Source organism: Candidatus Thioglobus sp. NP1, assembly GCF_003326015.1.
In the GTDB taxonomy this organism is placed as follows: domain Bacteria; phylum Pseudomonadota; class Gammaproteobacteria; order PS1; family Pseudothioglobaceae; genus Pseudothioglobus; species Pseudothioglobus singularis_A.
Genome location: NZ_CP023860.1, coordinates 108,648 through 131,773, shown reverse-complemented (window position 1 = coordinate 131,773; position 23,126 = coordinate 108,648). Strand labels below are relative to the sequence as shown.

The window sequence follows — 23,126 nt, the reverse complement described above, 5'->3', positions numbered from 1 at the left end:
AATTACTTATGTGGTAAGATTATTTACCAATTGGGTAGAGTAATTTTTAAGATTTGGCTAATTTTAAAGAAACTGTAAAAAAACTATTTGATTCTGTTGACATCAATATCAATGGTTCGCGTCCATGTGATCCACAAATTCATAACGAGTTTTTTTATGCACGGGCAATTAGTGGGGGTTCATTAGCTTTAGGTGAAAGTTATATGGATGGTTGGTGGGATTGTCAAGCACTAGATCAGTTCAGTGACAAGTTATTAAGTGGCCAGATAGATAAACAAGTTAAAGTAAAAAATCCTGCATTTTTCTCTCACGTTATTAAAGCCTACATTTTTAATGCGCAATCTAAAAAAAGAGCCTATATCGTAGGTAAAGAGCATTATGACATTGGCAATGATTTATTTTCACTTATGCTTGACGAAAGGATGAATTATTCCTGTGGTTATTGGAGAAATGCCAGCAGTTTAGAGCAAGCTCAAATAAATAAGCTGGATTTAGTTTGTAGGAAACTTCACCTTGAGCCTGGAATGAATGTCCTCGAAATTGGATGTGGATGGGGTGGATTTGCAAAGTTTGCTGCTGAAAAATATGGTGTTACTGTTCATGGTGTTACTGTATCAAAACAGCAAATGAATTTTGCGAAGAAATCTTGTGAAGGGTTGAAAACATCGTTTGAGTTAAAGGATTATCGAGATCTAGATGCAAAATATGATGCAATAGTTTCTATAGGTATGTTTGAACATGTGGGATATAAAAATTACAAAACATTTATGAATGTTGCAAATCGATGCTTAACAGATGATGGGTTATTTTTGTTGCATACAATAGGGAGAAATACACCAGGTTTCTCAACTGACCCATGGACTAATAAATATATTTTTCCTAATGGGATGACGCCCTCCTCAAGTCAGATTAGTGAAGCTTTACAAGGTTTTTTTGTTGTTGAAGATTGGCATAATTTTGGACAGGACTATGACACAACATTAATGTCTTGGAATGAGAATTTTCAAAAAAATTTCGATAGTTTAACGGGAAACTACGATGAAAGGTTTAAGCGAATGTGGGAATATTATCTGTTGATGTGTGCAGGAACTTTTCGCTCAAGAAGAAATCAATTATGGCAACTCGTAATGTCAAAAAATGGTGTGAAGGGAGGTTATAACTATAAAAATAATCCTAGATTTAATAATTAAAGAGACCCTCAAGCATTGCTACAGAATCACAACCAGCAGCATAAGCATATTTTTGATTTTCAAATGTAATACCTCCAATTCCAACAATAGGTATATTTATTTCATTTTTAATATTTTCAATTATTGAAAGTGAACAATGAGGGGCACTTGGCTTGGTTTTAGAGTTAAAAATTGATCCAAAAGCAACATAATTAGCACCAATATCTTGAGCCTCTATTGCTCGTTCTGGATTATTATAGCAAGATACTCCAATTATAAATTTTTCACCAAGTTGTTTTCTTGCAAGGCTTATTTCAATATCATTTTTACCTAAGTGAACTCCATCAGCTCCAACTTTCTCGCATAGGTTAATATCATCATTGACAAGAAATAAAGTATTATGTTCTTTGCATAGTGTAAGCAAATATTTTGCTTCTTCTAGCTTTATTTTTTCATCTTGAGTTTTATGTCGATATTGAAGTATATTGACTTTATGTTTTTTGATTACATTTTTAATAAGACTAATATTCAAATCTTTATTAGGTGTAATTCCATATAAACCTTGTATTTTTTGATTTAACATAATATGACATTTTTTAAATCTAAGAAGATTCAATCATTAATAATAGCTATTATAGTCTTGGTAGTTAGTATATGGTTATTTCAAAATAATTATTTAAAGCTTTTAGTTTTTCAAAAAAAAATAGATCAATCATCTAGCACTAATCTGATGGATAAAGAGATTGCATATCTTGAAAAAATTGATAACTTTATAATTAAAGAGTATTCTGAAAAGCTAATTTTATTACGTACCATTAAAGCAGAAACTTACTATAGTTATAAAAACTCTCCAATTCAGCTCCTTAATGTTGAAGTTAAAACATTTAATGAATCTGGACAAGAGGGGATTGTATTAAAATCAAATCAGGCTGAGATGCTCGAATCACGAGTGATATCTTTTAATGGTGAGGTTAATATTAAAACTAAAAGTGGTATTTCTCATGAGCTTGATACTGAGTCATTAATTGTGTTTTCAAATAATGGTAAAATTAAGAGTAATAAAAAGATAACTTATTTAGGTGAAAATTCAAAAATTAATGCTCAAGAGATGGAGATGGACATTGATAGTAATACAATGTTTCTAAAGGGAGAGGTTCAGATCTTGCAAACGTCAGATACAAGAGTTGACACAACAGATCTCTATATTAGTCATACTAATGGTCAAAAGAAATATAATAGTAAGGGTAAAACTAGTTTTCAATCAACTGGTAATAGAGTAAATTCTGAAAAAGGCTTTGATATGGATGCGAATCAAAATTTAATGAACTTTTTGGGCCAAGTAGAAATCCTAAATCCCTCCTCAGGTAGTAAAATTAAGACATCAAACCTTGTAGTAGATCGCTCAAATGGTGGTGAATTTTTTAAATCTAACGAGCCAAGTCATTTCCAATCAGGTAATAGTGAAATAAAATCTAAACAAATGTATTATGATGCTGCTTCAAAAAGACTCGAATTAACGGGAAAGGTTTTTGCTGTTTATGAATAAAATTATTTTATTGTTTGCCTTGTTTTTTACAACCTTTGCAATTGCTTTACCTGAAGATGCCAAACAACCTATAGAAATTGAAGCAAATTCAGTAATAGTTGATGAAACTTCAGGCTTTAATGAGTTTTTAGGAGCTGCTGAAGTAAGACAAGGATCACTATTGATTACAGCAGAGCTTATTCAAGTTCAAAATAATAGTGATGGAGTTGAAACAGTGATTGCAAAAGGCGCTCCTGATAAGCCAGCGAAATTTATTCAAAGTCAAGAGACTCAAGCTCGTTTTATTGAGGCTACTGCAGATTTAATTACGTACGATGTTAATGAAGGGATGGTTTTTTTGGTTGGTAATGCATACTTGATCCAAGGTTTTGATTCATTTAGTGGTGACTCATTAAGTTATGATATAAATAATGATAAGGTGATTGTTAAAGGCTCTGAGGATGGTACTGAAAGAGTGAAATTTAAAATTGCTCTATAGTACTTTAGGGTAATTAACTTGCAAGTGCAGAGGTAATGCGCTCTTTAACTTCATTAAGAGTGCCCACTCCATCTAAAGCAATAAATTTTGTAACTGTTTTATCATCATTAGCATCATTGCTGTAATACTTTACTAAAGGCTCAGTTTGCTTATGATAGATTTTTAAGCGTCCCCTGACAATATCCTCACTATCATCAACTCTCTGAATTAAGTCTTCACCTGTTAAATCATCTTTCCCTATTTCATTTGGTGGATTAAAAACGATATGATAAGTTCTTCCAGAAGCTAAATGAACTCGTCGACCTGACATTCTTATAACAATATCATCGTCTGGGACTTTAACTTCAACTACATAATTAATGTGAATGCCCTCTAATTTAAGAGAGTCAGCCTGTGGGATAGTTCTTGGAAAACCATCAAGTAAGTAGCCATTTTTGCAGTCAGGCGACTGAATTCTGTCTTTAACTAATGCAATAATAATTTCATCAGAAACAAGATTCCCTGCATCAATAATCTTCTTAGCCTTAATACCAATAGGTGAACCCTCATTTACAGCTGCTCGTAGCATATCACCAGTGGATATTTGAGGAATGTTAAATTTTTCACAAATATGGGATGCTTGAGTGCCCTTTCCTGCACCAGGTGGACCTAATAAAATAACGTTCATAAAAGGGACTAACTCCTAAATTTTAAAGGGCGGTAATTTTTTATTTACTTTTGATTTCTTTAAAACAACATACTCAGGCAATCCATTATTATACGGTGGATAATTCTCACCTTCAATAAGTGGAAGTAAATATTCACGACATTCATTTGTAATTGAAAAACCATCCTTTGAAATGTAATTCTCAGGCATCATTTTTTCAACATTTGCAATATCTTTTAATTCTCCATAACCAATTTCCCATTCATATGGATTATTAGAAGTTCTAATAATTGCTGGCATAATAGCATTCTTGCCTTCAATAGCCATTTCAACAGCAGCCTTCCCAAGGGCGTATGCTTGCTTAACATCTTCATTAGAAGCTAGATGTCTTGCAGAACGTTGTAAATAGTCAGCAACAGCCCAATGAAACTTATAACCTAAAGATTTTTTAACTATATTGGCAACAACAGGTGCAGCTCCACCAAGTTGAGCATGACCAAAATCATCTCTAGTTTCTTGTTCTGCTAAGAATTTTCCATTAGGCCATTTTGTTCCCTCAGACACAACAATAGTACAATAGCCATAATCCTTAACATTTTTATCTACCTTTGCAAGGAATGCTTTTTCGTTAAATTCAATTTCAGGGAATAGAATAACAATAGGAATAGTTGAGTCAACAAGGCCTCCAGCTGCAGCAATCCATCCCGCATGGCGTCCCATCACCTCAAGAACAAATATTTTAGTAGATGAAGCAGCCATCGATGCAACATCAAGACTTGCCTCCAAAGTCGATACGGCAATATATTTTGCAACAGAACCAAATCCAGGACAATTATCTGTCACTGGGAGGTCATTATCTACAGTTTTAGGAATATGTATTGCCTGAATTGGGAACCCCATACTTTCTGATAGTTGAGAAATTTTTAAGCATGTATCAGCTGAATCTCCACCACCATTATAAAAAAAATATCCAATATCATGTGCTTTAAAAACATCAATTAGACGCTCATATTCCCTTCTATTTGACTCTAGAGATTTCATTTTATATCGACAAGAACCAAACGCACCAGATGGAGTGTGATTTAAAGCAGTTATATCTGCTGCAGATTCAAGAGACGTATCAATAAGATTTTCTGTTAAAGCACCTATAATTCCATTTTCACCAGCTAACACTTTACTAATTTTGTCTGGATATTTTCGAGCTGTTTCTATGACAGCACATGCTGAAGCATTTATTACAGCAGTTACACCTCCAGATTGAGCATAAAAAGCATTTTTCATAATATGTAAGTGTTTATTATTAAGAGATTTAAGACTAAATATTATAACATTTGACGATAAAAGTCCTTTAGAAATATTCTAAAGCTTAGTTTAATTAAATTAATTTTTTTAAGACTAAATAAAATTTTTATTTTAATTTATACCAATCATTTGTCAAAATGCATCAAGAATCTATACTTTTAGTTAATTAGTAATTGAATTAAAAGTCATAACCTCAGAGAAATTTTCAATATTTATAAATCCAGGGATATTCTTTTTATCTAGTTTAGTACTGGGTTTATTTATTGCAACTATGTTTTTAATCCTAAATTTAGAGGCAGCCTCAAGAACATCAAGTGAATCATCAAAAAATATACTTCTATCTTTATCAAAATCAATAGTATTAGCTAGCTCTATCCAAAATTTCTGATCTTGTTTTGGAGAACCAAAGTCATGTGAAGAAATAATTTTATCAAAGTAGCTCTGAAGGCCAGAGGCCTCCATCTTTAAATCAATTCCTTTTCGATGAGCATTAGTAACTAAGAAGATTTGTTTTTTGTTTTCTTTAGCTGCATTTAAAAAATCTAAGACATATTTATGAACTTGAATAAGATATGAAATATCTTTTTTTAATTTCATAATATCGAGTTCAAGATTCTCCTCCCAGAAGTCTAGGCAATACCAGGTTAGTTTGCCTTCTTGAGACTCAATCCTTGAAACTATTATTTTTTTTGCATCTTGAAAACTAATATTATGTTTTTCGGAGTAGACTTTTGGAATGTATTCTAGCCAAAAATGAAGATCAAAATTTAAATCTAAGAGAGTTCCATCCAAATCAAGTAGGATAGATTCAATTTTATTCCAATTCACATTAGAGCTCATTTATCTTCTGCGCCAAGTAGTTCCATCTACAGTATCCTCAAGGATAATTCCAAACTCCAGAAGTTCATCTCGTACTTGATCTGACATAGCAAAATCTTTTGATAATCTTGCTTGTTCTCTTTTACTGATCTTATTTAAGATTTCATTTTCTGATAACTCTGATCCTTGTTTTAAGTACTCATCAGCATCATATTCAAGAATACCTAGAAAGTTTGCTAATTTTTTCAGAAGTTGGGATAAGGCATTGGCTTTTTTAAGATTATTTAAGCGTTCAACATTAATTTGTTTAGCTATTTCGAATAAGATACTTATCGCAATAGGAGTATTAAAATCATCATTCAACGCTGAGTTAAATCTATCTTCATAATCCAAATTATTATTTGAAACATAATTAATACCAACATTATCTGAAAGACCTCTTGTAGCTGTATAAAGCCTTTTTAAAGCAGATTTTGCACTATCAATATTAGTACTACTAAAATTTAATGGAGAACGGTAATGACTACTAATTAAAAAATATCGAAGAGTTTCACCATCATACTTTCCAAGAATATCACGAATAGTAAAAAAATTATTAAGAGATTTACTCATTTTCTCATCATTAATATTTACAAAGCCAACATGCATCCAAGTGTTAACAAATTTACATCCAGTAGCACCTTCAGACTGGGCTATCTCATTTTCATGATGAGGAAATGTGAGATCCATTCCACCACCATGAATATCAAAATGATCATCTATAAAATGGGTTGACATTGCTGAGCATTCAATATGCCATCCAGGTCTGCCATCTCCCCATGGAGAGGGCCATTTAGGTTCATTAGGCTTAGCCATTTTCCATAAAACAAAGTCGAGAGGATCCTCTTTATTGCTTTCAATATCGACACGCGCACCTGATTCTAAATCATCTAAATTTTTACCTGATAGCTTGCCATAATTTTTAAACTTTCTAACAGAATAGAATACATCACCATTTTTGCCTTGGTAAGCAAGCCTATTCTTTATAAGTAGTTCAATCATATTAATCATTTGTTCTATTGAATCTGTTGCTTTTGGTTCAATATCTGGACTAATAACACCAAGGGCAATTTCATCTTCATGCATGGCATCAATGAATCGCTTTGTAAGTGAAAAGATATCTTCGTTATTTTCAATCGCTCTACTAATTATCTTGTCATCTATATCAGTAATATTTCTTATATATTTAACATCTTTAAAGTTTCGTCTAAGATGTCTGGTTATAACATCAAACATAACCAATACTCTGGCATGACCCATATGACAAAAATCATAAACAGTCATTCCACATACATAAATTCCAACCTTACTAGGATCAATGGGTTTGAATACTTCTTTCTGGTTAGTAAGTGTGTTATAAATTTTTAGCATGACAATATTTTATACTGGTTTGTCTTAATTAATATTTAATAGAAATGATTTTGATAAAGTTCAATTGAGTAAGTTTGGTCTTTGTTTAATATATACAAATTGTATAATATATGTTTAATGAAACTAGAATACCAATAATTAGATGTCAAAAATATTAATACTTCCTGGTGATGGGATTGGTAAGGAAATCGTTGCTCAGGCCATTAAGGTAATTAATTCATTGAATGATAATAATGATATGGGCATGAGTCTTGAAGATGGACTTATTGGGGGAGCTGCTTATGATGAAACTGGATCACCCTTACCTGATGAAACTATTAAGCTAGCTAAGAACTGCGACTCAATTTTATTAGGTGCCGTTGGAGGCCCAAAATGGGAGTCATTGGAGCGTAATTTACGACCAGAACGAGGACTTCTAGGTATAAGATCTGAGCTCGATTTATTTTCTAATTTAAGGCCAGCCATTCTTTATCCTCAGCTAGCAAATGCGTCAAGTCTTAAAAGTGAAATTGTATCAGGTTTAGATTTAATGATAGTCCGGGAGCTTGTTGGAGGTATTTATTTTGGTAAACCTAGAGGGGTTGAAATAAAAGATGGTGAGCGTTTTGGCATTAATTCTGCAACTTATTATGAATCAGAAATTGCCCGTATTGGACATTCGGCTTTTCAAATAGCTCAAAAAAGAGGAAAACATGTTTGTTCCGTTGATAAGGCTAACGTTCTTGAGGTTTGTGAACTTTGGAGAGAAGTTATGGAGGAGGTTTCAAAAGACTATCCTGATGTCACTCTGTCTCACTTGTACGTTGATAATGCAGCGATGCAACTAGTAAAAGATCCAAAGCAATTTGATGTTATTGTAACTAGTAATCTTTTTGGTGACGTATTATCTGATTGTGCAGCAATGCTAACTGGCTCAATTGGCATGTTGCCATCGGCCTCTTTAAACAAAAATAATTATGGAATGTATGAGCCTATTCATGGCTCAGCTCCAGATATTTCTGGCAAAGATATTGCAAATCCTTTAGCAACAATTCTATCAGTCTCCATGATGTTAAGATATTCACTGAATCAAGAAGAGTTAGCTAAAAAAATAGATATAGCAGTTATTAAAGTGCTTGATAAAGGATATAGAACAGCAGATATTGCCTTTGAGGGCGACAAGGTTGTTGGAACTATGGAAATGGGTGACTTGATAGTAGAGGCATTGGAGAGCTAGTAAGAAACCTCTTCGCCATCTATTGATCTCCATAAAAACCAACAAGCTACTGATCTATAGGGTTTCCATTTATCTGCAATCTTGATAATTTCATTTAAATCTAATGCTTCACCCTCATTTCCATACACTTGATTCATTGCTCTAATGATTCCTATGTCTTTAATTGGAAAAATATCTTTCTCTAATAAGTAAAACATACCAAACATTTCTGCAGTCCACGGACCAATCCCTTTGATAGTGATAAGTTCATCATATATGGTTTGGTAGGAGCGCTCATCCCAATATGAGTGATTAGTAATTTTCTTAGTTTTAAAATGTTCTGCAATATTTATAATATATTGAGTTTTTTGTTTAGATAGTCCACAGGACTTTAAGTCTTCAAAGCTCGCAGAAAGAACCTTATCTGGATTAATATTTCCAATTAGTTTAGCTAATTTACTCCAGACGCTTGCGGCTGCTTGGATTGATATTTGCTGACCAACAATAGAGCGCATAAGAGTCTCTAGTGCCTCACCTCGGGATGAGATACCATACTCACTATATTCTTTGAAAATTTTGCTAAGTTGAGGATCAATCTTAGTTAAATAATCTATAGATTCTTGCCAATAATAAGGATTAGACATTTTAAAAAAAAGAATAAAATTATGAAAATGGAGAAAAAATATGTTTAATTTGCTTTCCAGCAAACTAGTATAGAAGACATTCTCGTATAATCACTATTAATTTTATTAACAATAATTCAGGAAATATTATGAGTACTAAAAAAAATGTAACCTTTATTGGACTAGGAACAATGGGATACCCAATGGCTGGCCATTTATCTAAGTCAGGGCTTTTTAATGTTTGTGTTTTCAATCGTTCTTCAGAAAAATCCTCTAAATGGGCAGATGAGTATGAGGGAGTTATTGCAAGTTCAATGAAGGATGCTGTAAAAAATGCCGATGTAGTCCTTACTTGCACTGGAAGAGATGAAGACATGATGGAAATTGTTTTTTCTGATGAGGGTATGTTCCAATATCTTAAAAAAGGATCAATCTTTATTGATCATACTACTACATCTTTTAAATTAGCCCAGCATTTAAATGAATCCCTTAAATCTAAAGATATTGCTTTTATTGATGCTCCAGTGAGTGGAGGGGAGGCTGGAGCTATAAATGGTGCTTTAAGTGTTATGGTAGGAGGAGATGCTGATATCCTTGAATCATGTGACTCAATTATTAAGACCTATTCTAAGAGCATAACTTTAATGGGTAATTCTGGATCTGGTCAATTAGCAAAGATGGTAAACCAAATTTGCATTGCTGGCATATTGCAAGGTTTATCAGAAGGCCTTCTTTTTGCTGAATCTGAAAATCTTGATATAGATAAGCTACTTTCAGCTATATCTGGGGGAGCTGCACAATCATGGCAAATGGTTAATAGAGGTTCAACAATGCACAAAAGAGAGTTTGATTTTGGTTTTGCTATTAAGTGGATGGTAAAAGATCTGGGATATTGCATAGATCAAGCAAAGGGCAACAAAACTAATTTATCATTGACTCAAGACGTTTATGATAGATATGTTAATTTAATGGATAAAGGACATACTTATAGTGATACTTCTGCTCTAATGATGTTTGAAGAGACTAATAAATAAATCATATTTAACATATGGAGACTATTAATCCTAAAATTATAAACATCTCTCTTAATGAAGATCTTGTAGAGAGTTTCAATAAAAATGGTTTTTTAACTCTAGATAAATTTATTGATTTAGAATATTTAGAAGAACTAAGAAAGAGAATTGAACCTCTTTTTAAAGGTGAGTTTGAAACTGGTATTGAGCCAGATGAATGGAACTGGAAGTTTGGAAAGGATGCAAATGATGTAACTCGTCAAATATGTAATGCTTGGAAATCAGATAATCTTATTAAGCAATTGGTATGTAACCCTATTATTGGTGAATGTGTTTCAAAACTAATGGGATGGAAGGGTGCAAGATTATTGCAAGACAATGTTTTATGGAAGCCTCCCAAAGGAAAGTCACTTTTATTTCATCAAGATGCATCTTATGATGACTGGATAATTCCTCAGACAATGGTTACATGCTGGATTCCATTAGATGATACTAATTTGGAAAATGGTACTCTAGAATTTGTAAATGGTTCCCATAAATGGGATTTATGCCCCCCCTCAGAATCTTTTAATGCTCCAGATGACTATAAAAAAGAATTAAAAACTTATGCAAAAAATAATAATAAAACATTAGATATTACTCCAGTAGCTATTGCTGCTGGAGGAGTTTCATTTCATCATGGTTTAACTTGGCATGGTTCTGGTTTAAATAATTCTCAGAATCATAGAAGAGCAATAGTAGCTCACTGTGTTCCAGATGATGCTAAATTTCATCCAAGTAACTTTGGGGGAACTGGACGAATATATCGCAAGTATAAAATGAATAATACTGATGAGCTAAATGAAAGTTTTTTCCCAATCTTGTGGAAGAATTACAAGTAGATTTATTTTCTTAATATATTATTTTTTAGAATAATATCCATACCTTTTTTCCAAGATGATAATGCCTCTTGTTTATCTAATTGATTTACCAAGGTTTCAGTAATACCCCCAGGAGTTGAAACTTTACTAATAATTTCACTTAAATCCTCATCACTTTCTAATGCAATATCAATATTACCTCGAAGAGTCTCTAAAAGAAGCTTTTGAGAAAATTTTGATGATAAATTATTATCTGCAAACCATTTAGATAGGGTTTCAAAAAGAACGAAACTAGCTCCTGAAACTGCTCCAATAACTGCTGCAACATTAAATTCTTTTTCATTTTCACACTGAAAAACAGGGCCTAAAAAAGATAAAAATTTTTGCCATTCAGGATCTTTAGGAAACAAAAGACTGGGGCCCTTATTAGATGCATTAGCATAACCTGGCATCATTGAAGTATGGACAAACTTAGAATTAGTTATTTTAAGAAGTTCTTCTCTAGTAATTCCTGCCATAGCAGACAAAATGGTATTTTCTTTTCTAAAACTTAGATCACTTAAGATCAAAAGTGAATTTTTTGCTGGTAAGCAAATAAATACCATCTCACACTTGTCTAATAAATCCTGATTACTTTCTGCAATCTCTAAATCAAATAGATTTTTTAATTTTAATGTTCTGTCATATGATCTTGGTGACAATATGAAATTATATGGAGCATTTACCTTATTAATTCCAGTGATAATAAATTGAGCAAGCTGGCCAGTCCCTAGTATTCCAATTACCTTTTTTTCTTGAATCATTTTTATGGCATTTCATCAAGTGTTTCAGCTATTGCTCTAGCAGTTACCTCAATATCTTTTTCATTATGAATAATTGAAGAGAGAGAATGCAAGGTAGCTGAAGGATTCATATAAATACCTTTATCAAAAAGTTTTAACGCAAAATCACGAAATTTTACCCTGTCAACACTTCTGCAAAAGTCACGGTAATTAGATATTTCCTTTTGGTCTGTAAAAAATATTTGAAACATAGAGTTTACGCCCTGACATACCATCTTATGTTTAGTATTTTTTCTAGAAATAGACTGGATTTCTTCTGTAAGTTTAATACCAAGATCTTTGATTTTTACAAAACCTGCTTGATTATCTTCCAACATAGTTGTAAGCATAGTTTTACATATATGGAGTGCTAATCGCCCTGCATTATGTGTTCCAAAATGTAAAACTTTCCCCCATTCTAGTCCTGACATTATTTCATGAGACCCACCTATAGCAGCCATTGGAACCCCTCCACCTAAAGCTTTACCATAGGTAACAATATCAGGCTTTAAACCATAAAGTTCAGCACAGCCTCCCGCAGCTACTCTGAATCCAGTAACAGTTTCATCTAAATAAAATAAAGCACCATGCTTATTACAAAGCTCTTCAATTCTATTAAGATATCCTGGTTTTGGTGCTATGACTCCCATATTAGACATAACTCCTTCAGTTACAACACAAGCAGTATCATGACCATGTAATGCCATTGCTCTTTCTAATGTATCTAAGTCATTCCATGGAACAACAATGGTATCCATCCAGCTTTCTTCTGTCATTCCAGAACTATCTGGAATTCTTATTGGAGAGTTAGGGTGTCCCAATGCAGTAATTGGCTGAGGGTTACTATTAATTAATACAGCGTCCCACCATCCATGATAATGACCCTCAAATTTTATGATTTTTCTTCGACCAGTATGGCCTCGTGCAAGTCTAATAGCTGCCATTGCAGCCTCTGTTCCTGTGTTGGCAAATCTTACTTTGTCAACATGAGGAAGTAAATTTACTAAAATTTCGGCAACTTCTACCTCTACTTCTAATGCGGTTGCAAAATGACTACCCCGCGCAATTTCTTTTGTAACAGTTTCAATAATTTTTGGATGTGCATGACCTAATGGAAGGGCTCCAAATGCCATCATCCAATCTATGTACTCCCTTCCATCTACGTCGTATAATCTAGAGCCTTCTCCATGTGACATATATCTAGGGGTTGTACCAAATGCAGCGGGACCTCTAGATGCAGATGAAACACCTTCTACTAGAACTTTTGATCCTCTTTCAAAGAGGCTTTCTGATGTATTTTTTGACATTTATATAAACTCCTAAAGGAAATATATTTTATGATTAATGTGTTTTTATATCTTTAAAAAAGTCTATTTAGAGATTTTTTAATGACTGTTAAAATATATTAACTATATGTTAACATTTCCAATCTTATTGCAAGATTAATAATTATTTAAATTAATTTTACTTTAAGAGAGCCTAATCCAATGACATAATATTATTATGCGAAAAAAACCAAAACTTAAAAATATACATACTGTTGCTCAGAGTCGCATTTTTAATCTTGAATCAATGGATGTTGAATTTTCAAATGGCTCTACTAGAGTTTATGAAAGGCTAGTTTCAAGGGGCAATGGCGCTGTTTTAGTAATTCCAATGCTAAATGATGATACTGTTTTAATGATATATGAATACTCTGGGGGTACTGATCGTTATGAATTAGGACTTACTAAAGGAAAGATTGATAAGGGCGAAACACCTATAGAGGCTGCTGGAAGAGAATTGAAAGAAGAGATTGGCTACGGTGCTAAAACATTAACCTTCCTAAAAACTATTACTCTTGCTCCTGGGTATCAATCAAGTGAAACTCATATTGTTCTTGCTGAAGACTTATATGAAGAGCAGGCAGATGGTGATGAGCCTGAACCACTTGAAGTTGTTGAGCACAAACTTTCTGATCTTGAAGAGCTCACTTATAAACAGGACCTTACTGAAGCTAGAAGCATACTTGCTTTGTATATGGTAAGAGATATTATTCAAAGCCGAAAAGGGTGATTGAAATACCATCTAATTTTTGGCTGAATAAAGCTGACTCTCCATTCCCAAACGTAAATTCAGCCTTAAATGAGCCAAATGGTTTAATAGCCATAGGGGGTGATTTATCAATTGATAGAATGTTGCTTGCATATGAAAATGGTATATTTCCTTGGTATGGAGAAGGGGAGCCTATTCTTTGGTATTCTCCTAATCCAAGAATGGTAATAACACCAGATAAGCTTCATGTATCCAAAAGCCTAAAAAAAATACTTCTTTCTTCTCAATTTCGAGTGTGCATAGATATGGCTTTTAAAGATGTAATTTTACAATGCCGAACAGTTAAAAGGCCAGGCCAGTCTGGAACATGGATTGATGACGAAATGGTGAAGTCATATTGTCAGCTCCACGAGTTAGGATATGCCCACTCATATGAGGTTTATAAGAATGATGAGCTAGTAGGAGGGCTTTATGGGGTAGCTTTAGGGAGAGTTTTTTTTGGTGAATCAATGTTCTCGTTAGAAAGTAATGCTTCCAAAGTAGCTTTTGCCCATCTTCTTCAAAAATCTAAATATTGCTTAATTGATTGTCAAATTGAAAGTCAACATTTAGAGAGTTTAGGGGCATTCAAAATGCCTCGAGATTTGTTTATACAACAGCTTAAATCCTTTGTGTAAAATGAGTCCTATGTAAAGGCTACTTAAGACAATATGAAAAATCTTTTTAAATTAACTATAATCGCATCAATTTTGTTCACTCTGGCTGCTTGTGGAAGAATGGGCCCTTTAATTCCTTGGGAAGGTTATGTCCCATGTTATGATGAGATAGTGCCTTCAAAGAGAAGCCTTTCAAAACTTTCTGATAAAGAATTAATACTAAAGGCTGTGAGTTCTGGGCATTATACTGACATTGAATTTGGTGGCAGTGATGCACTTAATCCTGATATACCAAGTTATGATAAGGATCTTGCAAACAAAGAAGAATTGATAGAGATTCTTATAGCGCCTGATTCAGACAGTTGCCCAGATTCTGGAGAATCAACGGCTAGTTCCAACTAGCCATATAATTAATTGAATTCATTTTATTTTCATAACAAAGTATTACATGCTGAGTCTGTATCTGTTTCAGACTTAATGGAAGCGTATGGGTCACCGCTTTATATTTATTCTAAAAACCAAATAGAATTTAACTGGTATCAACTTGAAAAAGCTTTTGGCTCGCATCCACATCTAATTTGCTATGCAGTAAAAGCAAATTCAAATTTAGCAGTGCTAAATGTTTTAGCAAATCTGGGATCTGGTTTTGATGTTGTCTCAATTGGAGAGCTTGAAAGAGTTATTGCAGTTGGTGGAAAGCCAAGTCTTTGTGTTTTTTCTGGAGTAGCCAAAACAAAGGGCGCTATACAAAAGGCTCTTGAATATGGTATCTATTGTTTTAATGTAGAGTCTGCTTCAGAGTTAAACTTAATTGAATCAGTTGCTAATGATATTGGCATTAAAGCACCTATTTCAATTCGTGTAAATCCTAATGTTGATGCCAAGACACATCCATATATTTCTACAGGATTAACGGAAAATAAGTTTGGAGTTGGAGCTGACATAGCCCTATCTTTATATAAAAAAGCAAGCAATTCTCCACATCTTGATATATGTGGTCTTGATTATCATATTGGTTCACAAATTACTGATGTCATACCTTTTATTGAGGCTTTAGATAAAGCGTTAGAGTTAATTGAAGAGCTTAAAGTTGAAAAAATCAATTTAAGGCATATTGATATTGGTGGTGGTGTTGGAGTTAAATATAATGATGAGAAAACTATCAACATTGAAAAATATATTCAATCAGTTCTAGATAAGGTTGGTGGATTACAGGTATTGATAGAGCCAGGCCGGTCAATAATTGGTAATGCAGGTATTTTTGTGACAAAAATTGAGCATTTAAAGCAAAACAATTCAAAGTCATTTGCTATTGTAGATGGTGCAATGAATGATCTGCTTCGTCCTGCGCTTTATGGGTCGTATCATCACGCAGTTAAGGTTAGTGAGAATAAAAAAGGCATTAAAGCCATATGGGATATAGTTGGACCAGTATGCGAGACAACTGATTTTTTAGCAAAAGATAGAGATCTTAATCTTGAGGAGGGGGACTATATTGCAATATTGACTGCTGGTGCTTACGGTTTCGTTTTGAGCTCTAACTATAACTCAAGGCCAAGAGTTGCTGAGGTAATGGTTGATAAAAGTAGTCACGCTATTGTGCGTAAACGAGAAACTATTGAGTCACTTTTTGAAAACGAATTAATATTTAAAAATGAAATTAACTAATAATCAGAAAAAATATTTACGCTCAATGGCTCATGATCTAAAGCCATTTGTGATGATTGGGCAGCATGGTTTAAGTGAATCAGTTTTAAGTGAGTTAGCGTCAACATTGCTTAAGCATGAGTTACTTAAGATTAAACTTAGAGTTAGTAATCGAGAAGAGAAGCAAAATATAGTTGATAAAATTTTAGTACTTTCAAAGGCTGAATTAGTTCAAGTAATAGGTGGAGTATTAGTTATTTATAGACCTTTTGAAGATAATCCTGATATTATTTTGCCAAGAAAATAAAAAATAAAGTTATAAACCAAACATTATTAATGCCTATATAAAATGAAAATTGTGATTAGTGCTGCAGAAACCTCTGGTGATCTTATCGCTGCATCACTAGTCAAATCATTAAAGGCACATCAACCTGAGTATGAAATAGAGGGCTTGGCTGGAGATAAGATGATAGAGGCTGGCTGCAAGAGTCTATGGCATAGTGATGAGGTTAATGTTATGGGGTTAAGTGAAGTAATAAAAAAACTTCCTCAAGTCTTACGTCTTAGAAAATCAATGATTAGTCATTACTCATCAAATAGGCCGGATATTTTTATTGGTGTTGACTCTCCCGATTTTAACTTTAAGGTAGAGCGAGAGTTAAGACGGCTAGGTATTAAAACAATGCATCTTGTGAGTCCTTCTATTTGGGCTTGGCGAGCGAATCGAATCAAAAAAATTAAAGCTTCTACCGACTTAATGCTATGTTTATTTCCATTTGAGGTAGATTTTTATAGAAAACATAATCAAAAAGCTTTATTCATTGGACATCCATTAACAGAAAGATTAAGTCCTCGTAAAAATTATAAGGCAAATAAACAAGTATTACTAATGCCTGGATCAAGAGAGGCTGAAATTAAAACATTATTGCCTGAGCTAGTTTCAACTGTTGTTTTAATGAGACAAAATGATCCAGAAATAAAATTCAGTATATCACTTGCTAATGATCATCATAAGGAATGGGTAGAAAGAAAAATTCTTGATTTTAATATTGATTTAAGTGTGGGTGATGCTCATGAAAAAATAAAAAAAGCTGACCTTGTAATCGTTGCTTCTGGAACAGCAACTTTGGAGGTTGCGTTAATTGGTGTTCCAATGATTGTAATTTATAAACTATCATTTATTAGTTATCAGATTGTTAAACGTCTTTTAAATACCGAATTTATATCTCTACCAAATAAAATTTTAGGAAAGGGAGTTGTTCCAGAACTTATTCAGGATAAAGTAAATGGTCAAAAAATTTCTACTATTGCTATGCAGTTAATTACCTCTGATAATCAACCTATAGTTTCTGAACTAAGAAAAATTCATAGTCTTTTAAATCAAAACTCAAGCGCAAAGTCTGTTGATGCAGTTATTAAGATTATAAATGAATAACGAACTTAAGCAAATAGTTAAAAGCGCACTTCATGAAGATATCGGTAGTGGGGACTTATCAGCTAACCTTCTTGCAAATAATACTATAAGTGCAGAAGTAATTTGTAGAGATAAAGCAATCATATGTGGGCGTGAATATTTTGATTTATGCTTCTCATCTCTTGATTCTAATATAAGGATAGATTGGAAGGTAAAAGATGGCTCTAATGTAAGTCCAGGAGGAGTCATTTGTGCTATTTATGGCAACTCTCAGGCAATAATTACCGCTGAGAGAACGGCTCTTAATTTTTTGCAATTACTTAGTGCTGTTGCAACTAAAACAAGTTTTCTCGTAAAGAAAATAAGTAATACAAATGCAAAATTATTAGATACTCGTAAGACAATACCAGGCCTCAGACAAGCACAGAAATATGCTGTTAAATGTGGTGGTGGCCTAAATCATAGAATGGGACTATATGATTGTGTTATGTTGAAAGAAAATCATATCTTAGCATTTGGATCTCTTGAAAAGTGCTTAAAAAAAGCTACTTCACAATATCCTAACAAACCAATCATTATTGAAGTTGAAACACTTGAGCAGCTCCAAACTGCTCTTTCAGTAAATGGAATCATGAGAATACTTTGTGATAACTTTTCTATTACTGAACTAAGCCAGGCAGTTAAGCTTTCAAGGGGATTCTATCCCTTAGAGGCCTCTGGGGGTATAAATGAGAATAATATCGTTGACTATGCTGAAACTGGTGTTGATTATATTTCAATTGGCTCAATAACAAAAGATATTAATTCAATTGATTTATCATTAAATTTTACATTTTAAGAAAAAGCCATAAAGGATGGGCTAAGTGTATCTTCATTCGAGTTGTATGTTAAAGGTTTATTATTTAGATCAATAACTTTACCACCTGCTCCCTCTAAAATATAAACACCAGCTGCAGTGTCCCACTCTGAACACCTTCCAAACTTTGGATAGTAATGATAAAGGCCTTCTGCAATTAAACAAAATTTAAGTGCACTTCCTAATTTAAAAGTTTCAAAATTTGTTCTAAGTTTAAGGTGATCTTTAAGACCCTTATTATTATTGGAGTATCTTCCAACTACAATATTTTCCCATCGCTTTGGTTTTTTTGTGACTAGTTCCTGACAAACATTATTAAATTTTTTAATAGATTTTTCACCTGTTAAGCGATAGTAAAGTACTTTATTAAATGGAGAGTAAATCAGGCCAAAGCTTGGATAGTTCTTTTTAATTAGTGCAATGCTAATACAAAAATCAGGAGAACCATCAATAAAATCTCGAGTTCCATCTAAAGGGTCAATCAGCCAATATTCTTTCCATTTTTTTCTAACAGAGAAAGGAATTTCAGCTGACTCCTCAGAAAGTATTGGAATATTTGGTGTGAGTTTTTCCAGAGCTGAAGATATTATTTGATTTGAGGCTTTATCTGCTTCAGTTACAGGAGTGTTGTCAGATTTAATTTCAAAATTAGAGGGTTTTTTATGAATATCCATGATGGCTTCACCTGCATTATTAGCAATGCTTATAAGGTGAGAAAGAAGTTTCGAATCCATTAATTAATTATATCATTTATAAGGATTTTTTTTTAATCAACTAACATCATGAGTAAAATATATGAAAATAAAAATTACTTTAATAAAAAAATGAAAAAACAAATTTTGGCTATGGGTGGTGGTGGTTTTACAATGAAACCAGAAAACCTTAAACTTGATCGTTATTTACTTTCAATGAGTGATAAAAAAAATCCTAAAGTTTGTTTTATTCCAACAGCAAGTGGTGATGATGAAAGCTATAGGAGGCGATTCTATTCTGCATATAAAAAACTAAATTGTGAGACCAGTCATCTATCTCTATTTTGGCCACCTGAAGGCGATTTGAGAGAGTTTGTCTTAGATAAGGATATTTTTTATGTTGGTGGAGGGAATACACGTAACCTGATGGTTCTTTGGAAAGAGTGGGGACTTGATAAATATCTATATGAGGCATGGAATAATGGGGCTATTATGGCAGGTCTAAGTGCTGGTTCAATTTGTTGGTTTGATAAAGGATTAACTGACTCAGTTACTGGAAAGTTATTGCCATTAGATTGCTTAGGTTTTTTACCAAATAGTAATTGCCCTCATTTCGATAGTGAGTTGCAAAGAAGGCCAGAATATCATAAGGCTATTTTGAATGGTTCAATGATGGAAGGTATTGCATGTGATGATGGTGTTGCCGCTCACTTTGTTGATCAAGAACTTAAGTGTTGTGTTTCATCTTTACCCAGCGCTAAAGCATATTACGTTAGTGAAAATAACGGTTCTATTGATGAGTCAATAATTGAACCAAAATATCTATAAAGGATTGTATTGAGTTAAAAAAACCTAGCTAAGGCTAGGTTTTTTAATATTTGGTGGGCCTACTTGGACTTGAACCAAGGACCAATCGATTATGAGTCGACTGCTCTAACCAGCTGAGCTATAGGCCCTAGTAGGATTATTCCAAAAAGCTTTGTAACTTATGAGCACGAGATGGATGACGTAACTTTCGTAAAGCTTTAGCTTCAATTTGACGAATTCTTTCTCGAGTAACATCAAATTGTCGTCCAACTTCTTCCAATGTATGATCAGTACTCATATCAATTCCAAAACGCATTTTTAAAACTTTTGCCTCTCTAGGGGATAAGTTTGCTAAAAGATCACCGGTAGTTTCTTTAAGACTTTCACGAGTTGTTACTTCAACTGGAGAAGAGAGTTTTTCATCTTCAATAAAGTCACCAATTGTAGAATCTTCATCATCACCTACAGGATTCTCCATAGAGAGTGGCTCTTTAGCAATTTTAAGAATTTTATTAATTTTGTATTCTGGTAATTCCATTTCAACAGCAAGCTCTTCCGGAGTAGCCTCCCTTCCAAATCTTTGAAGAAGTTGACGTCTAACTCGGTTTAACTTATTAATAGTTTCAATCATATGAACTGGAATTCGAATTGTGCGAGCTTGATCAGCAATTGATCTAGTAATTGCTTGACGTATCCACCAAGTTGCGTATGTAGAGAATTTATAACCTCTTCGGTATTCAAATTTATCAACTGCTTTCATTAAACCAACATTACCTTCTTGAATTAAGTCAAGAAATTGCAAGCCTCTATTTGCATATTTTTTTGCGATTGAAATAACTAACCTTAAATTAGCTTCAATCATCTGACTTTTAGCAGTTTTAGCTTTTCTATCTCCCTTACGTAGCTTTTTATTAATTTCTTTGAGTTCAGAAATAGATATTTGCATTTCCTCTTGATTCTCTAGGAGAGATTTTTGAGAGTAATAGATTATATCTTTATAATCCTCAATTGATTTTTTCGTGGCTTTATCTAATTCAACAGAATTAAGCCATTTGAAGTTAGTTTCGTTACCAAGAAATGATTCATAAAAAAGTTCTTGAGACATTCCTGCATCTAAGCAAGCTTTTCTTATCAAGTTTTCCTCTTTTTTGATTTTTTTTACTCTACTTTGAACAAGCTCCATCATAGTGCTTACAAGTTTTGGTGCAAGTCTAAGTTCTGAAATATTTTTAGAAAATTTCTGCCTAGCTTTTATTGTTTTGTCGTCAAGGTAGCCATTTTTTTTACAAGAATTAACATAAGTAGTAAAAGATTTTTTGATTTTATCAAAACGTTCGTATACTTCGCCTTCATCTGGGCCAGTATATTCTAATTCATCAAATTCATCTTCTTCTAATTCATCTTCTAATTCATCTGTAATCTCTTCTGGATCCATTGCATCTAGAATAGCTTGTTTTTCATCAATTAAAGCCTGTTTTTCAACAATAAGAGCTTGTTTTTCCTCAAATTCTTCAGCATCTCCTTGATAGCCTATGACAACATCAGTCATTTTACATTTGCCTTCTTCAAGTCTTGTATAGGCTTTAAAGAAGTAGTCAGAAATTTCAGGATAAAGTGAAATTGCTTGCATGATTTGGTATACACCCGCTTCAATTTCTTTAGCAATACGGACTTCATCTTTTTGTTCTAAGAGTTCAACCACACCCATTTCACGCATATACATTCGCACAGGATCAGTAGTTCTTCCAAATTCAGAATCAAGAGCAGCTAGAGCAGCAACAGCAACTTCAGCTGAATTTGCTTCTGCTTTTCCACCTTCTTGCATTACTAAAGTATCAGCATCGGGAGCTTCATCAGCAACTACTATATCAAGCTCTTCTAAAATAGTAACAATTGGTTCGACTTGTTCAGGCGTTAATAAATCTTCTGGTAAGAGATCGTTAATCTCTGAATAAGTTAAGTAGCCCTGTTCCTTTCCTATAGTAATAAGACTATTTAAGGCTACCTTGTGAGCTTCAGTTGTAGTTTTCATAAATTTTGTTTTTTAAAAAACAGAGGTGGGAATTATACCTAATTCACGTGTAAATTTTTATCAATAATCGTGCGTTAAATATGCACAGAAATAGATTTATTCAGCGAATATTGTACTTATAGATTGTTCGTCACTTATTCTTCTGATGACGTTAGCAAGAGTTTCAGCAATTGAGAGTTGTCTAATTTTAAAGCACTCAGAAGCTTTCTCATTAAGAGGAATAGTATTGGTAGTTACCAACTCATCCAGTTGAGAATTAGCAATATTATCAACAGCTGCTCCTGAGAGGACTGCATGAGTAGCATATGCTACTACTTTGATTGCACCTTTCTCTTTTAATATTTCTGCAGCCTGACAAAGAGTGCCAGCAGTATCAACCATATCATCTATCATAATACAAGTTCGTCCCGAAACATCTCCAATAACATTCATGATCTTAACTAAATTAGGCGCAGGACGTCTTTTATCAATAATCGCTAAATCTGCATCATTTAGTCTTTTTGCTGCTGCTCGAGCCCTTGCTACTCCACCAATATCTGGGGAAACTACAACAATATCTTTATAATTATGTTCTAAGATATCATTTACTAAAACTGGTTGAGCGTAAATATTATCAATTGGAATATTAAAAAATCCTTGAATTTGATCTGCATGCAAATCCATTGTTAAAATTCTATCAACACCAGATGTTTCAATCATCTGAGCAACTAGTTTTGCAGAAATTGGCACTCTAGTTAATCGAGATCGACGGTCTTGTCTTGAATATCCTAGATATGGAACAACTGCGGTAATCCTTCCAGCTGAGGATCTTTTAAGAGCGTCAACCATTATTAATAATTCCATTAAAGTAGATGCTGGTGAGGGCCCACAAGTTGGTTGAATGACAAAAACATCACAGCCACGAACATTATCAAGTATTTCAACCTGTGATTCACCATCACTAAATTTTCCAACAAAGGCTTTACTTTGGGTAATTTCTAGATTATGAATTATTTCAGAAGAAAGATTAGGGTTGGCATTTCCACTAAAGATTTTTATTCTTTCTAAGGACATCTATTTTGGTCTCATTGATGTATGTACTAATTATACAAAGAAATTATCTATTT

At 33.3% G+C, this 23,126-nt stretch carries 25 protein-coding genes and 1 tRNA gene; 14 read left to right on the top strand and 12 right to left on the bottom strand.

Annotated elements, in window-relative coordinates; all coding sequences use genetic code 11:
- Nucleotides 1-53: 53 nt before the first annotated feature.
- A complete protein-coding gene (gene cfa / locus CRN91_RS00750; protein WP_114114555.1) occupies nt 54-1,190 on the top strand; it encodes a cyclopropane fatty acyl phospholipid synthase in 1,137 nt (378 codons plus the stop codon).
- Here the strand turns inward: cfa and thiE are convergent.
- A complete protein-coding gene (gene thiE / locus CRN91_RS00745) occupies nt 1,180-1,752 on the bottom strand; it encodes a thiamine phosphate synthase (protein WP_114116035.1) in 573 nt (190 codons plus the stop codon). The two genes, cfa and thiE, sit on opposite strands and share 11 nt — an antisense overlap.
- A gap of 3 nt (nt 1,753-1,755) precedes the next feature.
- Between thiE and lptC the strand changes: the two genes are divergently transcribed.
- Complete coding sequence (gene lptC / locus CRN91_RS00740; RefSeq protein WP_114114554.1) at nt 1,756-2,715, top strand: LPS export ABC transporter periplasmic protein LptC; 960 nt, start codon at nt 1,756-1,758, stop codon at nt 2,713-2,715.
- The gene (gene lptA, locus CRN91_RS00735; protein WP_114114553.1) at nt 2,708-3,193 is read left to right on the top strand and encodes a lipopolysaccharide transport periplasmic protein LptA; all 486 of its coding nucleotides are present in this window, start codon (nt 2,708-2,710) and stop codon (nt 3,191-3,193) included. The genes lptC and lptA overlap by 8 nt, the downstream gene beginning before the upstream one ends.
- 13 nt (nt 3,194-3,206) lie before the next feature.
- Here lptA and adk read toward each other — a convergent pair whose 3' ends face one another.
- The 4 genes from adk to cysS all read right to left on the bottom strand — a co-directional run bounded on the left by adk (nt 3,207) and on the right by cysS (nt 7,370).
- Nucleotides 3,207-3,860, bottom strand: a complete 654-nt coding sequence (gene adk, locus CRN91_RS00730; protein ID WP_114114552.1) for an adenylate kinase — start codon at nt 3,858-3,860, stop codon at nt 3,207-3,209.
- A 15-nt stretch (nt 3,861-3,875) separates the two neighbouring features.
- A complete protein-coding gene (locus tag CRN91_RS00725) occupies nt 3,876-5,120 on the bottom strand; it encodes a 6-phosphofructokinase (RefSeq protein ID WP_114114551.1) in 1,245 nt (414 codons plus the stop codon).
- A gap of 183 nt (nt 5,121-5,303) precedes the next feature.
- Nucleotides 5,304-5,969 (bottom strand): GMP/IMP nucleotidase, encoded by a 666-nt coding sequence (yrfG, locus tag CRN91_RS00720; RefSeq protein WP_254424947.1) that lies wholly within the window; start codon nt 5,967-5,969, stop codon nt 5,304-5,306.
- A gap of 12 nt (nt 5,970-5,981) precedes the next feature.
- On the bottom strand, nt 5,982-7,370 hold the full coding sequence (gene cysS, locus CRN91_RS00715) for a cysteine--tRNA ligase (protein ID WP_114114549.1): 1,389 nt from the start codon (nt 7,368-7,370) through the stop codon (nt 5,982-5,984).
- A 142-nt stretch (nt 7,371-7,512) separates the two neighbouring features.
- Here cysS and leuB point away from each other — a divergent pair, with 142 nt between their 5' ends.
- Nucleotides 7,513-8,586, top strand: coding sequence for a 3-isopropylmalate dehydrogenase (gene leuB, locus CRN91_RS00710; RefSeq protein ID WP_114114548.1), 1,074 nt, complete (start codon nt 7,513-7,515; stop codon nt 8,584-8,586).
- Here leuB and CRN91_RS00705 read toward each other — a convergent pair.
- On the bottom strand, nt 8,583-9,209 hold the full coding sequence (locus tag CRN91_RS00705; RefSeq protein WP_114114547.1) for a DNA-3-methyladenine glycosylase family protein: 627 nt from the start codon (nt 9,207-9,209) through the stop codon (nt 8,583-8,585). The genes leuB and CRN91_RS00705 overlap by 4 nt on opposite strands.
- Before the next feature lie 128 nt (nt 9,210-9,337).
- Between CRN91_RS00705 and CRN91_RS00700 the strand changes: the two genes are divergently transcribed.
- Nucleotides 9,338-10,222, top strand: coding sequence for an NAD(P)-dependent oxidoreductase (locus tag CRN91_RS00700; RefSeq protein WP_114114546.1), 885 nt, complete (start codon nt 9,338-9,340; stop codon nt 10,220-10,222).
- A gap of 14 nt (nt 10,223-10,236) precedes the next feature.
- A complete protein-coding gene (locus CRN91_RS00695) occupies nt 10,237-11,082 on the top strand; it encodes a phytanoyl-CoA dioxygenase family protein (RefSeq protein WP_114114545.1) in 846 nt (281 codons plus the stop codon).
- A 2-nt stretch (nt 11,083-11,084) separates the two neighbouring features.
- Here CRN91_RS00695 and CRN91_RS00690 read toward each other — a convergent pair whose 3' ends face one another.
- Both CRN91_RS00690 and CRN91_RS00685 read right to left on the bottom strand, forming a co-directional pair.
- Nucleotides 11,085-11,864: an NAD(P)-binding domain-containing protein gene (locus CRN91_RS00690; protein ID WP_114114544.1), complete on the bottom strand. Its 780-nt coding sequence runs from the start codon at nt 11,862-11,864 to the stop codon at nt 11,085-11,087.
- A 2-nt stretch (nt 11,865-11,866) separates the two neighbouring features.
- Nucleotides 11,867-13,189 carry an aspartate aminotransferase family protein gene (locus CRN91_RS00685; RefSeq protein ID WP_114114543.1) on the bottom strand — a complete coding sequence of 441 codons (1,323 nt, stop codon included), beginning with the start codon at nt 13,187-13,189 and terminating at the stop codon, nt 11,867-11,869.
- A 196-nt stretch (nt 13,190-13,385) separates the two neighbouring features.
- On the opposite strand from CRN91_RS00685, the gene nudE reads away from it, so the two are divergent.
- Genes nudE through nadC form a run of 7 tightly spaced genes read left to right on the top strand, consistent with a single transcriptional unit; the run spans nt 13,386 to nt 18,471 of the window.
- On the top strand, nt 13,386-13,937 hold the full coding sequence (gene nudE / locus CRN91_RS00680; RefSeq protein ID WP_114114542.1) for an ADP compounds hydrolase NudE: 552 nt from the start codon (nt 13,386-13,388) through the stop codon (nt 13,935-13,937).
- Nucleotides 13,934-14,593: a leucyl/phenylalanyl-tRNA--protein transferase gene (gene aat, locus CRN91_RS00675; protein ID WP_114114541.1), complete on the top strand. Its 660-nt coding sequence runs from the start codon at nt 13,934-13,936 to the stop codon at nt 14,591-14,593. Before nudE ends, aat begins: the two co-directional genes overlap by 4 nt.
- A 33-nt stretch (nt 14,594-14,626) precedes the next feature.
- Nucleotides 14,627-14,974, top strand: a complete 348-nt coding sequence (locus tag CRN91_RS00670) for an LptM family lipoprotein (RefSeq protein WP_114114540.1) — start codon at nt 14,627-14,629, stop codon at nt 14,972-14,974.
- Between the two features lie 12 nt (nt 14,975-14,986).
- Nucleotides 14,987-16,240: a diaminopimelate decarboxylase gene (gene lysA / locus CRN91_RS00665; RefSeq protein ID WP_114114539.1), complete on the top strand. Its 1,254-nt coding sequence runs from the start codon at nt 14,987-14,989 to the stop codon at nt 16,238-16,240.
- Complete coding sequence (yhbY, locus tag CRN91_RS00660; protein ID WP_114114538.1) at nt 16,227-16,526, top strand: ribosome assembly RNA-binding protein YhbY; 300 nt, start codon at nt 16,227-16,229, stop codon at nt 16,524-16,526. The genes lysA and yhbY overlap by 14 nt, the downstream gene beginning before the upstream one ends.
- Nucleotides 16,527-16,568: 42 nt before the next feature.
- Complete coding sequence (gene lpxB / locus CRN91_RS00655; RefSeq protein WP_114114537.1) at nt 16,569-17,654, top strand: lipid-A-disaccharide synthase; 1,086 nt, start codon at nt 16,569-16,571, stop codon at nt 17,652-17,654.
- Entirely contained in the window at nt 17,647-18,471 is an 825-nt protein-coding gene (nadC, locus tag CRN91_RS00650; RefSeq protein ID WP_114114536.1) for a carboxylating nicotinate-nucleotide diphosphorylase, read from the top strand. The genes lpxB and nadC overlap by 8 nt, the downstream gene beginning before the upstream one ends.
- Here nadC and cysQ read toward each other — a convergent pair.
- Entirely contained in the window at nt 18,468-19,223 is a 756-nt protein-coding gene (gene cysQ / locus CRN91_RS00645) for a 3'(2'),5'-bisphosphate nucleotidase CysQ (protein WP_114114535.1), read from the bottom strand. The genes nadC and cysQ overlap by 4 nt on opposite strands.
- A 90-nt stretch (nt 19,224-19,313) precedes the next feature.
- Between cysQ and CRN91_RS00640 the strand changes: the two genes are divergently transcribed.
- Nucleotides 19,314-20,009 (top strand): Type 1 glutamine amidotransferase-like domain-containing protein, encoded by a 696-nt coding sequence (locus CRN91_RS00640; protein ID WP_114116034.1) that lies wholly within the window; start codon nt 19,314-19,316, stop codon nt 20,007-20,009.
- 51 nt (nt 20,010-20,060) lie between these two features.
- Here the strand turns inward: CRN91_RS00640 and CRN91_RS00635 are convergent.
- The 3 genes from CRN91_RS00635 to CRN91_RS00625 form a co-directional block, all read right to left on the bottom strand.
- Nucleotides 20,061-20,137: transfer RNA gene (locus CRN91_RS00635), tRNA-Ile, on the bottom strand.
- Nucleotides 20,138-20,145: 8 nt separating this feature from the next.
- On the bottom strand, nt 20,146-22,020 hold the full coding sequence (gene rpoD / locus CRN91_RS00630) for an RNA polymerase sigma factor RpoD (RefSeq protein WP_114114534.1): 1,875 nt from the start codon (nt 22,018-22,020) through the stop codon (nt 20,146-20,148).
- Between the two features lie 96 nt (nt 22,021-22,116).
- Nucleotides 22,117-23,073, bottom strand: coding sequence for a ribose-phosphate pyrophosphokinase (locus CRN91_RS00625; RefSeq protein WP_114114533.1), 957 nt, complete (start codon nt 23,071-23,073; stop codon nt 22,117-22,119).
- Nucleotides 23,074-23,126: the final 53 nt, after the last annotated feature.

Excerpts from the sequence above, each read along its gene's own strand:
- CRN91_RS00685 (WP_114114543.1), bottom strand. The coding sequence starts at position 13,189 with ATGTCAAAAAATACATCAGAAAGCCTCTTTGAAAGAGGATCAAAAGTT.
- lpxB (WP_114114537.1), top strand. The coding sequence starts at position 16,569 with ATGAAAATTGTGATTAGTGCTGCAGAAACCTCTGGTGATCTTATCGCT.
- cysS (WP_114114549.1), bottom strand. The coding sequence starts at position 7,370 with ATGCTAAAAATTTATAACACACTTACTAACCAGAAAGAAGTATTCAAA.
- CRN91_RS00725 (WP_114114551.1), bottom strand. The coding sequence starts at position 5,120 with ATGAAAAATGCTTTTTATGCTCAATCTGGAGGTGTAACTGCTGTAATA.
- lptA (WP_114114553.1), top strand. The coding sequence starts at position 2,708 with ATGAATAAAATTATTTTATTGTTTGCCTTGTTTTTTACAACCTTTGCA.
- nadC (WP_114114536.1), top strand. The coding sequence starts at position 17,647 with ATGAATAACGAACTTAAGCAAATAGTTAAAAGCGCACTTCATGAAGAT.
- yhbY (WP_114114538.1), top strand. The coding sequence starts at position 16,227 with ATGAAATTAACTAATAATCAGAAAAAATATTTACGCTCAATGGCTCAT.
- CRN91_RS00625 (WP_114114533.1), bottom strand. The coding sequence starts at position 23,073 with ATGTCCTTAGAAAGAATAAAAATCTTTAGTGGAAATGCCAACCCTAAT.
- adk (WP_114114552.1), bottom strand. The coding sequence starts at position 3,860 with ATGAACGTTATTTTATTAGGTCCACCTGGTGCAGGAAAGGGCACTCAA.
- cysQ (WP_114114535.1), bottom strand. The coding sequence starts at position 19,223 with ATGGATTCGAAACTTCTTTCTCACCTTATAAGCATTGCTAATAATGCA.
- CRN91_RS00705 (WP_114114547.1), bottom strand. The coding sequence starts at position 9,209 with ATGTCTAATCCTTATTATTGGCAAGAATCTATAGATTATTTAACTAAG.
- CRN91_RS00700 (WP_114114546.1), top strand. The coding sequence starts at position 9,338 with ATGAGTACTAAAAAAAATGTAACCTTTATTGGACTAGGAACAATGGGA.
- lptC (WP_114114554.1), top strand. The coding sequence starts at position 1,756 with ATGACATTTTTTAAATCTAAGAAGATTCAATCATTAATAATAGCTATT.
- CRN91_RS00640 (WP_114116034.1), top strand. The coding sequence starts at position 19,314 with ATGAAAAAACAAATTTTGGCTATGGGTGGTGGTGGTTTTACAATGAAA.
- thiE (WP_114116035.1), bottom strand. The coding sequence starts at position 1,752 with ATGTTAAATCAAAAAATACAAGGTTTATATGGAATTACACCTAATAAA.
- CRN91_RS00670 (WP_114114540.1), top strand. The coding sequence starts at position 14,627 with ATGAAAAATCTTTTTAAATTAACTATAATCGCATCAATTTTGTTCACT.
- leuB (WP_114114548.1), top strand. The coding sequence starts at position 7,513 with ATGTCAAAAATATTAATACTTCCTGGTGATGGGATTGGTAAGGAAATC.
- CRN91_RS00695 (WP_114114545.1), top strand. The coding sequence starts at position 10,237 with ATGGAGACTATTAATCCTAAAATTATAAACATCTCTCTTAATGAAGAT.
- rpoD (WP_114114534.1), bottom strand. The coding sequence starts at position 22,020 with ATGAAAACTACAACTGAAGCTCACAAGGTAGCCTTAAATAGTCTTATT.
- nudE (WP_114114542.1), top strand. The coding sequence starts at position 13,386 with ATGCGAAAAAAACCAAAACTTAAAAATATACATACTGTTGCTCAGAGT.
- CRN91_RS00690 (WP_114114544.1), bottom strand. The coding sequence starts at position 11,864 with ATGATTCAAGAAAAAAAGGTAATTGGAATACTAGGGACTGGCCAGCTT.